Source organism: Alphaproteobacteria bacterium 33-17, assembly GCA_001897445.1.
Taxonomy (GTDB): domain Bacteria; phylum Pseudomonadota; class Alphaproteobacteria; order Rickettsiales; family 33-17; genus 33-17.
In genome coordinates this window covers 58,504-70,943 of sequence record MKSX01000009.1, presented here as the reverse complement: position 1 = coordinate 70,943, position 12,440 = coordinate 58,504, and the positions used below count along the sequence as shown (strand labels likewise).

Genomic DNA, 12,440 nt, shown 5'->3' with positions numbered 1-12,440 from the left:
AGCTTATATGCAAATGGTAGCAGTTTTTTTTAATATAGTCTAAAGTTTTTTTAAATATACTATTCTGCATAAAATAGCTTTGTAACATTATTTACAATTTCAATCTTGATTTTGTTATCAATGCAATCGACAACAACTTCACCGCCCTTTATTAGCCTGCCAAACAATATTTCATCAGCAAGGTTCTTTTTGATAGCGCTATCAATTACACGCTCTAAAGGTCTTGCGCCGTTTGTCTGATCAAATCCTTCACGCGCTAAATAATCCATTGCAGCTTGCGAAAGTGTAAGCTTAACGTCTTTGCCAATTAATTGTTGTTTAAGCGCATCAGTAAATTTGAATACTATGTGACTAATTGTATCAGCACTTAAAGGTTCAAACGGAATTATTGCATCAAGCCTGTTTAAGAATTCAGGCGAGAATGTTTTTGTAATTGCTGCATGAGAATCATTATGCTTCATATCTCTGCTGAATCCTATCGGAGTTTTTGTAAGCTCTGCAGCCCCTACGTTTGTTGTTAGAATGATAACTGTATTACAGAAATTAATATGCTTACCATTATGATCAGTAAGTCTACCGTAATCCATTACTTGTAACAAAATATTGTAAATATCAGAATCAGCTTTCTCAATCTCATCAAATAAAACAACTGAGTAAGGCGTTTTATCTACTGCATCAGTAAGTATACCACCCTGATCAAATCCTACATAGCCTGGAGGAGTACCAATAAGTTTAGAAATAGCGTGTTTTTCCATATACTCAGACATATCGAGTCTGATTAAATTCATATCAATAAAGTGTGCAAGTTGTTTTGCAAGTTCTGTTTTACCAACCCCTGTAGGCCCTGAGAATAAATAACATCCAATAGGTTTTTTTGCGCTTCTTAAGCCTGCTCTTGAAAGCTTAATTGCAGAACATAATGCTTCAATTGCTTTATCCTGACCATATATAGTACGCTTAAGATCTGGCTCAAGTGTCATAAGTTTTTGTGACTCATCACTAGTAAGTGACTGTGCAGGAACATTTGATATTTTCGATACAGTCATTTCAATATCACGGAGCGTTACAAATCTTTTTTTCTTTTTAGTATTTTGAAGTTTCACCTGAGCCGCAGCTTCATCGATAACGTCGATTGCTTTATCTGGCAAGTGCTTTTGATTTATATATCTGTCCGAAAGCATTACAGCCGCTTCTATTGTACCTGGCTCATAAGAAACTTTATGGAATTTTTCATAGTACGACTTTATTCCGTTCAAAATTCTTATTGTATCAGTTGTGCTTGTAGCATCCACAATAACTTTTTGGAATCTTCTAACCAGAGCATGATCTTTTTCAAAGTGGTTAGTATATTCTTTAAATGTTGTAGAACCAATACATCTGAAAGCGCCACGAGTTAATGCAGGCTTGAGTAAGTTTGAAGCATCAAGTGAGCCACCTGATGTAGCTCCCGCACCGATAATTGTATGAATCTCATCAATAAATAATATAGCTTCAGGAATTTTCTCAATTTCTTTAATAACAGATTTGATTCTTTCTTCAAAGTCACCCCTGTACCTTGTGCCAGCAAGCAATGAACCCATGTCTAAAGAATATATAGTAGATTTTTGTAGTGCTGAAGGCACTTGTTTTTTATAAATCTTGTATGCGAGTCCTTCAACAAGAGCTGTTTTACCAACACCAGGATCACCAACAAATAAAGCGTTATTTTTGCTTCTTCTGCATAGTATTTCTATTGTTCTTTCAATTTCTTTTTCTCTGCCGATTAATACATCAATCTCGCCTGTTTGAGCCATTTTGTTTAGATTAACACAATATAGGTCAAGCGGGTTTGTAGATGGCTTTGAATCACCCCTGTTAACATTAGAATCGATTTGTTTATCATGCCTAGGATTATTATTATTGCTGCCGCCATTTTCATTATTTGAAAGTGAAAGAGTATAATTACTAGGAGTACTATCCTGCTTTGTAACACCGTGCATAATGAAATTTAATATATCAAGTTTAGTTATATTATTATCAATTAAACATTTATATGCAAAAGAGTCATGCTCAGAAAATATTTCAGCTAAAACATTTGTTGAATATACTTCTTTTAAGCCCGATGCTTGAGAGCTTATAGTTGCTTTATGTATAATTCTTTGTAATGCCTCAGAGAAAATTACACTAGACATACTTTTTGAATGCACTGGGGAAGTTACATTAAGCTTGTTTAAGTATTGCTTCACTTTTGTGGAAATCTGATCAACCCTTATTCCACAGCCCTTAAATAAATAAACTATTTCAGGATCCTCAAGCAAGGCAAGCAATAAATGCTCTATCATTGCTATTTGATGATTATATTCTTTAGCATATTGTGTGGATCTACTAAGAATGATTTCCAAAGCTCGAGATATCATGAAAAAACCTTGTTTGCAAATTCGTTACAATTTTAATTGTATAACAACTTATGCAGAAAACAAGGCTTTTTTCATATTTATTAAGGTATTAATTGATATTAATAAATCTTATTTTGATAAACTTTTTGTAAATCTTTAAAAATTTAAACAATTAAATTTTTTTAAGTTAAGTTAATTGACTATACACGAATCTTTACAAAATATAACTTTTTACAACTATTAGGAGATTATTTATAACAACCTATTAAACCATAACTAAGAGCTCAAATATAAAATTTACCATTTATCAATCAGTCAGCAATAATATTTACAATAGAATAATTTAGATTATTATAAAAAAAGTTTTAAAAAGTATTTTTATAACCAATATATAACTTATAATAATTTATGCGATTAATTCTTTATTCATGATTTAAACCCCGCCATCTTAATATTTTATTTATAAACTCATTTTTGAAACAATTAACAGTACATTTGAATTTATAAGTAAAGCTCATCAGCCCTTTTTTCAAAGGCTTCTATCATTTTGCTCATTGCCTTTTCAAATACCATGCCGATTAAACGGTCAAGGATAGTCGAGCTAAATTTAAAATTTATATAGAATTCAATGCTTGTCATGCCGTTATCAAGTTCCTTAAATTTCCATTCGTTTTGAAGGAATTCAAAGGGTCCTTCAACAAGGTTAACAGAAATTTGAGCAATATTTTTTTCCTTATCAAATGGATATTTTAGAATTTTAGACTTATATTTTTCACGAAAGCCTGAGAATGATATCACCAAATCTGCTATCATTTCAGTATCTGTATCTTCGATAACTCTGGATGCTGTACACCATGGCAGAAATTTTGGGTATGATTTAACATCTAACGCTAAATTATATAGCTGCTCAATTGTATGTACTGACTGCTTTACAAAACGCCTTTCAACCATTAGCCCGCCTTTGCTAGCTGCTCTAGTCTGGCTTGCTTCATTTTTTGAAAGTCATCTCCTGCATGATAAGATGATCTTGTAAGCGGTGATGATGCAACCATTAAAAAGCCTTTAACACGTGCTAGTCTGCCTAAATTATTAAACTGCTCTGGTGTTACAAATCTTGTCACTTCGGCATGTTTTGGTGTTGGCTGTAAGTACTGACCAATAGTCATAAAGTCAACATTTGCTGCCCTTAAGTCATCCATAACCTGCACTATTTCTTCGTCTGTCTCGCCAAGCCCGACCATAATCCCAGACTTAGTAAAAATTGTAGGATCAAGCTCTTTTACCTTATATAATAGGTTAAGAGAATGGAAGTATTTAGCGCCTGGTCTTATGCGGTGATAAAGAGATGGTACAGTTTCGATATTATGGTTATATACGTCAGGTCTTGCCTCTACAACAATCTCTAATGCACCATCTTTCCTAAGGAAATCAGGGGTTAATACCTCAATCGTGGTATTTGGTGATGACTGCCTGATTTTGGTAATACATTCAGCAAAATGCTTTGCACCACCATCTGGTAGGTCATCTCTGTCCACGGATGTAATAACCACATGCTCTAAGCCAAGTTTACCAACTGCTTCGGCTAATCTTTCTGGCTCATGAGGATCAAGCTTATCAGGCATACCTGTTTCTACGTTGCAAAACCTGCAGGCTCTGGTACAAACTGAACCTAAAATCATAACAGTTGCATGTTTTTGCGCCCAGCATTCACCAATATTAGGGCAAGCCGCTTCTTCACAAACTGTATTAAGCTTCAGGTTTTTGATTAAATCACGTGTAGCATTATATTCCCTGGAAATAGGAGCCTTTACCCTAATCCATTCGGGTTTACTACGCCCTAGAGATGTTTCAGACATTTACTTACCAATAAAGTATAATTTATTCAGTTATAAAATAACCAAATTTCCTATCTAAATCAATGAAATATTAAATATGCTGCCAATCCTGCTCAAATTCTATAGTGAATTAAGTTAAGTTTTGCACAGAAATAACGAGCGACATGTAGCAAAAACTACATTAGCGAGGAAATGACGCATGCAAACCTAAACTTAAAAAACTATATTGGGTATGGGTAAGGTAAAATATGCATATCTTCTAAATGGTGGAAATTAAAAGTTTGTTTAAGATATGACTCAACTACATTACCAAATCTACCATTTATGATATGATCGTCATGTATAGTTCCAAAACTCACTTCCCATAAATCCCCCTGATCGCGTGCTGTTGTTTGATAAGCATGAAGATCAAAAATGTAAGTCTCATTGCCTATATCAAAACTGCAAGTAGCACCTGAAAACTGACTGTCCATATGGTCATTAGTATACATTGCATTCAAATTTTTGTAAGTATCACAATATTTATCAAAAACTTTCAAAGAATTCTCAAAATTATCTTTTTTATCAGTACATTCCTTAGAATATAGCGAGTATACATTGATTTTGCTGTCTAACATATTTTTGACAGTAATCTTGCGTAGGTATGACATATCTATCCTTTCATCGGCAATGCCTTTTTGAAATATATCATCATATTTTTCATAAAATTCAGATATTAATGGTGTTGGAGGCAAAGGCGTGTGAATAGAGTATTTTATATTGGTTGCCATACCATCTTTATATAAATCTATTACAGCTAACTCGAAAGCAGCTTGCAGACCTACAAATCCGAATTTTTCACCCTCATCATGAAAATTTACTGTAACGGTTTGTTTTTGAAAAGCTTCATTCCATATTTTTTTAGAAGCTTCTTTGAAATGATCTTTATAAGTAAAGGTAACCGATATATCTGAAATTTTTCTTAAAACTTTTGAATTAATGTAATCTAAAGAGTTCATAGGTAAAACCTTATAGTTTGATATCATAAGTATTAAAGCAAATTAATTTTTTTTCAACCATTTAGTTTAATAACTTTAAAATCACATTACACTAGCAAACTTAATTTTTATAATTGATTTATTAGTTTTATTGCGTTGGCATACTAATGGTAATTCCCCATTTTCTTCTTAAGTACATTTCTATCTCTCTTCTCTCTCCATGAGCCAAAGCTCTGTCAAAAAGTATTACCTCATGCATATGTAAATATGTGTAGCTCTCTGAACCAAATACGTTTGCGGCAGGATTAGATGATGCAGCTATAATATAGTTATTTATATTAGCTAAAGTACCACTATAATTCACACGATTTTTGTTTTGTCTTTGCTGCATAGATGGGGATTCATCAGTGTCATAAGATTGCTGATAAGGATTAACATAAAACTCAACATTTTTATTTTGTATTCTAACAACAACAAATTTTAGATTATCCTGCGAACCAGAACCACTACTAAGAATATAATTAAGCGGGTCGCCAGTTAAATCAGTATTAATAGAACAAGGGACTACATAATCTGGTGGAGGTGATCCATTTGCTGTACATCTGGAATAATCTGACAGCAGTATATCAGGAAATACCAGACTAAGCGAAGTTGTCGATGTTTGTTTTAAAATTAATTTAGCGGCATTTGTATTATCACGCAAAGTAAATATCGTATAAGGATTAATAGCAGTAGGTATTGTAGGAGGTAACAATATGCTTCTGTAAACAATAAATAAAGTCATATTATCGAGATTTAAGTTAGATCCAAAAGTTCCAACGCCTCTTGTAATAGTACCACCATTATTAACATAAAAAACTGATGGCCTTAGAAGTCCACACATTAAACCTCTACACATATCTGTATGAGATAACTGAGGAAACGAACCTGTTGCAACAGTAGCAGCATTTACACCGCTTCCTGAGGTTGGAGAAAGATCAAGCCAACTGCTAATTTGACTTGTATAAATTGGAGCCATTAAGTATTCAAAACCATTGTACCTTGTGGCATCAAGCCAAAGCCTTGGTCTTGTTACTGAAGCATCATCTTCAAATAACCTAACATCTAATTTATATTTATAATTATCAAAACATTTTCCCAATTTTGGCTGACCGTTATCAAGTCTAAAATCCTTGGCTCTGCCATCATAACATTCACAATCATATGCATTTCTGTTTACGGATATTTTAGGGTCGGCAAAGTATTCCGATGCACAAAACTTCCCAGCAAAACTGCCAGGCGAAAAAAATATAATCATTATAAAAAAGAGCTTAATCATCTGCATGCTCCCGTAAACCATCTGTTACTTAAATACTCTATAACCTGAGACGCCTGACTATCACTTAAAGCTTCCCTGTATAACAAAAACTCACCTAAAAATCCGCCATTAGTTGATACTGCTGAGTCTCTTTTAAGCTCCATAGCAGCGGCGGTATTACCAGCACATGACATACTATTTGCGCTATATGTTGGAGCATTATTAGCAAGATTTGAAAACCCCTCATTACTAAGAACAAGACCATTTTTATTTATAAATAGCATTTTAAATCCGTGCTTCAATATATCAGCGGCTGTATTGCAATTGGTACAATACCTTGCCATAATTATTACCGGAATATCAATTATATCGGATTGCTCAATATATATGGCATTATCATAGCTTCCATGCCCTAAGGTAAGAAGATTTTTAAAATTTGTGTTACCAGCATTACTATAAATTGTATTGGCCGCATTTCCATACCATAAATTTAGCGTATTGTTTGTAGCACAACCAGTTGTAGTCAAGACACTACTATTATACCTTAATTTACCTGCAAAAAATAAAGTATAAGGTCCGTTGTTAATTGCAGTACTTATATTTGCCGTTAAAACTTTATTATCTGCATCAAAATGAATACCACCAAGCGTACCGCTATTAGGAATTTGCAGCACATCATTACGGAATTGCGGTTGAAGCACACCACTACCCTGTACCATATTGTGAGTACCAGGAAGCGCCTTATTTACAACAAGTGCAACAGCTGAGTTATTAGCAGGCTGAGTACCTGTTCCCGCGGGATCATTCCCATCCCACCAAATTCTTAACGTACTAAAATCAGTGGGTCTAAAGCCACAAAGTTGCGGCGGACTTACACACAATTTATAAAGCGACTGAGCAGACACTTTAATTTGATCCAAAAGAGCAGTAGTTGGCGCTACACTTAAGCTAGATAATGTTTTAGCATTTGAACAGGTTTGTTTAGGAAAAGCAACAGGACTTAACCCTTTTTTTATATCTAGAAATGCCATTTTAGTTTTAAACGCTACAACATCATCAAAATTTGATGTTCTGATACTTTGAATATATATTTTATTTAAAGCATGATTAGCGTTTTCATATTCAATTGTAGTAGTAGCTGGCGAAGGAATATTAAGTGAATTTCTTGCCCAAGTATAAGTATCGCCATTGCCACCATAACCAACTATAACATAAGCAGCACCAAAATTGTTCGTACTATCCCCACCCATATTGGTAACTTCATAACCTGATAAATCTACAATTTTTATATCGCCTAAATTGGTAGTATCGTTAAAATCAGCACTACTTCCAAATCCACGTGCAATCCTGTAAGCCATAACCCTATTCCAGCCGTCATATACATATTCGTCAGGAATACCTAATGTTCTAACCGGAATCATACCAGTATTTGCGGTCAAACTGCCTACGCATTCTTTTGTAGCAGTGTCATAAGTTTGACTTACACCAAAGTTTGCGGCAGTTTCAAGACGTGGAGCAACTGCTGGACATGGAATATACCCATTTATAGAGTAAAAATCGTATATAGCTTTTTCAACATACTTTATACGCTTTAGAGTTAAAGCATATTTATCATCAAGATTTTGCTTTCCTATTGTTCCAAGACCTATTGATAACATTACTGCAATAATAGTCATAGATATACTAAGTTCTACCAGAGTATAAGCTGCTATTTTAACTATATTTTTCTTAACACGAGCCATTCCAAGTTCCATTTGCGCAAGTACAGGCATTTTCAGTTGCATTATATGTTCCGCCCCCAGGGCATGACTTTGTTGCAGGCATTTGTGTAGGGTATAAAATATAACAAGCCTCCTGCAAATGCCAAAGCACGTCTAAAGCTGCTTCATCGCCTCTGTTATAAGTTTGAGTGCGGCTATCCCCATTAGCATTATTTCTAACAAGTGATATTGTAGTATTTAGTATAACGTTTCTTAAGCTTGTTGGATTAGTTACAGCGTTTGCCTGCGTTACTAAAGCAAGCTGAGTACTATTATCAAGGCATGTTTGCAGATCTATTAGCTTTGCGTTCGGATCTACTAATAAATTGTCTAAATCTGCTTTATTTCTATAAAAAACAAGGTGTTGAAAGTTATTTGAAACAGCACCCATTCTATATACATTATTTGTTGTAGTATCGCAGTTTTCAGCCTCAACTGTAGTACAGCCAGTTTGCTGAGAACCAGATTGTCTAAAAGCACCCCTACCAGATGGACCATGACTCATAACCAGGTAAGCGCCTGTCGTACTAATGTCAACGCCAACTGGCATTGTGATATCTTTAATGTTAAGAAGTGTTGCAGCGCCGTTATTATATGTTGATGATGTACAGCCACCTGTTCCGCATAAACCGCTTGCGGTAACATATGTAAACTTACGTCCCCAGGCATCAAGCATCATGTCAGGAGACAGCCCCAAAACCGCAGTTGGAACCGCCCCAACGTTACTTGAACAGTTAGTACCAGATAAATTTTCAGAAGAATAAAGCATAGTTCCAGAAATAGCACCCCATGCAATTGTAGAGCTTGCAGGACATGGCAATCTGCCATTAAGCGACACAAACTTTTCTACAGCATCGTTAATATCTTGAATTTTTTGTTGCGTTTCAATAAATTTAAATGCATTGCTTTTTGCAGCAGGCGCAATCCATGTAACGTAGCCAGAAATCAAAAGCCCAGCTATCATTAGTATAATAGATACTTCTACTAGACTAAACCCCTTCTCCTGATAAATCTTTACTTTCGCCCTAAGTTTTGCTAGCATATGCCTAATTATTTTCTAACGCCTATTTAGGTTATTTGATTATAGAATAGATAAAATTGTAACAAAATCAACATATTAGTTGAAATATTAGAGATTATTTATGAGTTCCGACAAAATTAGAAATATTGCCATTATTGCCCACGTAGATCATGGAAAAACAACCCTTATTGACTCCATGTTGAAACAAAGCGGCACATTCAGAGAAAACCAACACGTAGCCGACAGAGTTATGGATTCTAACGACCTTGAAAAAGAGCGTGGTATTACAATTTTAGCAAAATGTACGTCTATTAATATTGATGATTATAAGCTCAATATTATTGATACACCAGGTCACGCTGACTTTGGTGGTGAAGTAGAGCGCGTACTCAGCATGGTAAACGGTGTAGTACTTTTAGTAGATGCTGCTGAAGGCCCTCTTCCACAAACAAAATTCGTACTAACAAAAGCTTTAAAGTTAGGTTTAAAACCAATTATTTTGATCAACAAAGTTGACAGAAGTGATGCCAGAGCTGATGAAGTTTTAAATGAAATTTTTGATCTTTTCTGCGCACTTGATGCTGAAGAAGCACAACTAGATTTTACAACTATTTATGCTTCTGGTCGTAATGGCTGGGCATCTCTTGACCCTAATGTTAAAACAGATTCATTAAAAGACTTATTTGATACTATCATTAAAGAAGTTCCTGCTCCGCCAGTTGATGAAAACGCACCATTTAGCATGTTAATTTCTATTATTGAATCTGACCCATATTTAGGAAGAATTTTAACAGGTAAGGTTTACAGTGGTAAAGTTAAAGTAAATACAACTGTAAAAACACTTCGTCAGGGTTCTGGTCAGGTTGAAACAGGAAGACTTACAAAATTATTCCAGTTCCGCGGTATTGAACGTATTCCTGTAGAAGAAATTTCCGCAGGTGATATTGTTGCAATTGCAGGTCTTGTAGATACAACAGTTGCTGATAGTATTTGCGCTCTTGAAATTACAGATCCAATTGAAGCGCTACCAATTGACCCACCAACAATGGCAGTTACAATCGCAGTAAACGATTCACCAATTGCTGGTACTGAAGGCTCAAAAGTGACATCTCGTATGATTCGTGACAGATTACTTAAGGAAGCCGAAGGAAACGTTGCGATCAGAGTTACCGAATCAGACTCAAAAGACGCGTTTGAAGTTGGTGGTCGCGGGGAATTACAACTTGGCGTATTAATCGAAACAATGAGACGTGAAGGCTTTGAAGTTTCTGTATCACGCCCAAGAGTATTATTTAAACGCGATGAAGAAACAAACCAGTTACTCGAGCCAATCGAAGAGTTGGTAATTGACGTAGACGATGATCACAGCGGTGTAGTAGTAGAAAAAGTTTCACTCCGTAAAGGTGAAATGGTTGACATGCGTCCATCAGGCGGGGGGAAAACTCGTATTATTTTCCACATTCCATCAAGAGGACTTATTGGTTACCAAAGTGAATTCTTAACAGATACACGTGGTACTGGTGTTATGAACAGATTATTCCATGATTACGCACCGCACAAAGGTGAGATTCAAGGTAGACGTAATGGTGTTCTTATTTCTACAGAAAGTGGTGTTGCTATTGCTTATGCATTATGGAACCTTGAAGATCGTGGTATTATGTTCGTTCATCCAAACGAAAAAGTATATCCTGGTATGATCATTGGTCAGCATTCAAGAGATAACGACCTTGAAGTTAACCCAATTAAATCTAAGCAGCTTACAAACTTCAGAACAACTTCAAAAGATGAAGCTGTAAGACTTACACCTCCGAAGATTTTAACACTTGAAGAAGCTATTTCTTACATTGAAGAAGATGAACTTGTTGAAGTTACTCCAAAATCGATTAGACTTCGTAAAGCGATTCTTGATCCTAATGAAAGAAAAAAAGTTTCAAGACAAAAGTCTAATATCTAATTTATTTAGGTAAAATGGGTAAAGTTGTACTAAAATTTGGCGGAACTTCTATGGGTAGCGTTGAGAGAATTCTTAACGCCGCCCAAATTGTTAAAGAAGAGATTGCTCAAAATAATGACGTTGCTGTTGTAGTATCAGCAATGTCTGGTACAACTGACTCATTAATCAATCTGGTTAAGTCATTCTCGAACTTAAACTCTCAGCATGAACTTGCTGAATATGACTCTATCATTGCTACAGGCGAAACTATATCGGCAGGACTGATGGTTTTAGCACTGGAAAGCATTGGAATAAAGGCAACTTCCTTACAAGGATGGCAACTACCTATTAAAACAAATGCTGTGCATTCAAAAGCTTTTATTAGCGATATAAATCCTTCTGTAATCTCTACACTTTTTCAAAATAAAATAGTTCCTGTAATTACTGGATTTCAGGGAATAAACGACAATAACAGAATAACTACTTTAGGACGTGGTGGATCTGATACAACAGCAGTTGCAATTGCCGCAAGTTTGAGCGCAGATAAATGTGATATATATACAGATGTTGATGGTGTATATACCGCAGATCCAAGAATCATTCCCTTAGCTAGTAAAATAGAAAAACTTACTTACGATGAAATGATAGAAATGGCATCTTTAGGTTCAAAAGTTTTACAAGTTAGATCTGTAACTATTGCAAAAGAGTATAATGTAGGTTTAAATGTTTTATCGAGTTTTTCTCGTAAAAGTGGTACAAGTATAATTAAAAATTATGACGGCGATATGGAAAATAATAATGTAAGGGGTATATCTCTGGTTAGTAACGAAGCAAGAGTTAGTATTAATAACATTGATCCTGAAAACACACAGAAAGTTTATGAAATTTTGCAGGATAAGTCTATCACTATAGATATTGTTCAAATATCAGAAAATTTACTTGAGTTTAACATACCTAATACCGAACTTGACATATTCCTAGATTCGCTTAATAAGACAGTGAATAATATAGAAATCAATGTTCAAAAAGCGATTGTAAAAATTTCTTTAGTTGGAATGGCTATTAAAAGCAATCCAGCAGTTATGAATACTATTTTTAGTGAAGCTCTCAAATGTAACACTAAAATTTTAAAGTTAGCATCTTCTGAAATGAAGATCTCAATTATTGTAAAAGCTGAGGAAGCCGAGCAATTTGTTAGATGCTTACATTCAGCATATGGGCTAGATGTAACAATAAGTTAAA

Annotated in this window: 9 protein-coding genes; 2 read left to right on the top strand and 7 right to left on the bottom strand. The window is 34.8% G+C overall.

The genetic code is table 11. From position 1 onward, the window contains the following. Positions 1-59 precede the first annotated feature (59 nt). The 7 genes from clpA to BGO27_04065 all read right to left on the bottom strand — a co-directional run bounded on the left by clpA (position 60) and on the right by BGO27_04065 (position 9,286). Positions 60-2,396 (bottom strand): ATP-dependent Clp protease ATP-binding subunit ClpA, encoded by a 2,337-nt coding sequence (clpA, locus tag BGO27_04095; protein OJV16011.1) that lies wholly within the window; start codon positions 2,394-2,396, stop codon positions 60-62. 480 nt (positions 2,397-2,876) lie between these two features. Then, positions 2,877-3,326 carry a hypothetical protein gene (locus tag BGO27_04090; protein OJV16010.1) on the bottom strand — a complete coding sequence of 150 codons (450 nt, stop codon included), beginning with the start codon at positions 3,324-3,326 and terminating at the stop codon, positions 2,877-2,879. Further along, on the bottom strand, positions 3,326-4,231 hold the full coding sequence (locus tag BGO27_04085; protein ID OJV16009.1) for a lipoyl synthase: 906 nt from the start codon (positions 4,229-4,231) through the stop codon (positions 3,326-3,328). The genes BGO27_04090 and BGO27_04085 overlap by 1 nt, the downstream gene beginning before the upstream one ends. Positions 4,232-4,431: 200 nt before the next feature. Next, positions 4,432-5,208, bottom strand: a complete 777-nt coding sequence (locus BGO27_04080) for a hypothetical protein (protein OJV16008.1) — start codon at positions 5,206-5,208, stop codon at positions 4,432-4,434. Positions 5,209-5,335: 127 nt separating this feature from the next. Then, positions 5,336-6,505 (bottom strand): hypothetical protein, encoded by a 1,170-nt coding sequence (locus BGO27_04075; GenBank protein ID OJV16007.1) that lies wholly within the window; start codon positions 6,503-6,505, stop codon positions 5,336-5,338. Next, positions 6,502-8,256 carry a hypothetical protein gene (locus BGO27_04070; GenBank protein ID OJV16006.1) on the bottom strand — a complete coding sequence of 585 codons (1,755 nt, stop codon included), beginning with the start codon at positions 8,254-8,256 and terminating at the stop codon, positions 6,502-6,504. The genes BGO27_04075 and BGO27_04070 overlap by 4 nt, the downstream gene beginning before the upstream one ends. Beyond that, a complete protein-coding gene (locus BGO27_04065; protein ID OJV16005.1) occupies positions 8,213-9,286 on the bottom strand; it encodes a hypothetical protein in 1,074 nt (357 codons plus the stop codon). The genes BGO27_04070 and BGO27_04065 overlap by 44 nt, the downstream gene beginning before the upstream one ends. A 100-nt stretch (positions 9,287-9,386) precedes the next feature. Here BGO27_04065 and BGO27_04060 point away from each other — a divergent pair, with 100 nt between their 5' ends. Both BGO27_04060 and BGO27_04055 read left to right on the top strand, forming a co-directional pair. Then, positions 9,387-11,219, top strand: coding sequence for a GTP-binding protein TypA (locus BGO27_04060; GenBank protein ID OJV16004.1), 1,833 nt, complete (start codon positions 9,387-9,389; stop codon positions 11,217-11,219). 14 nt (positions 11,220-11,233) lie between these two features. Continuing rightward, positions 11,234-12,439: a hypothetical protein gene (locus BGO27_04055; GenBank protein OJV16003.1), complete on the top strand. Its 1,206-nt coding sequence runs from the start codon at positions 11,234-11,236 to the stop codon at positions 12,437-12,439. Position 12,440 lies beyond the last annotated feature (1 nt).

Excerpts from the sequence above, each read along its gene's own strand:
- clpA (OJV16011.1), bottom strand. The coding sequence starts at position 2,396 with ATGATATCTCGAGCTTTGGAAATCATTCTTAGTAGATCCACACAATAT.
- BGO27_04090 (OJV16010.1), bottom strand. The coding sequence starts at position 3,326 with ATGGTTGAAAGGCGTTTTGTAAAGCAGTCAGTACATACAATTGAGCAG.
- BGO27_04085 (OJV16009.1), bottom strand. The coding sequence starts at position 4,231 with ATGTCTGAAACATCTCTAGGGCGTAGTAAACCCGAATGGATTAGGGTA.
- BGO27_04080 (OJV16008.1), bottom strand. The coding sequence starts at position 5,208 with ATGAACTCTTTAGATTACATTAATTCAAAAGTTTTAAGAAAAATTTCA.
- BGO27_04075 (OJV16007.1), bottom strand. The coding sequence starts at position 6,505 with ATGATTAAGCTCTTTTTTATAATGATTATATTTTTTTCGCCTGGCAGT.
- BGO27_04070 (OJV16006.1), bottom strand. The coding sequence starts at position 8,256 with ATGCCTGTACTTGCGCAAATGGAACTTGGAATGGCTCGTGTTAAGAAA.
- BGO27_04065 (OJV16005.1), bottom strand. The coding sequence starts at position 9,286 with ATGCTAGCAAAACTTAGGGCGAAAGTAAAGATTTATCAGGAGAAGGGG.
- BGO27_04060 (OJV16004.1), top strand. The coding sequence starts at position 9,387 with ATGAGTTCCGACAAAATTAGAAATATTGCCATTATTGCCCACGTAGAT.
- BGO27_04055 (OJV16003.1), top strand. The coding sequence starts at position 11,234 with ATGGGTAAAGTTGTACTAAAATTTGGCGGAACTTCTATGGGTAGCGTT.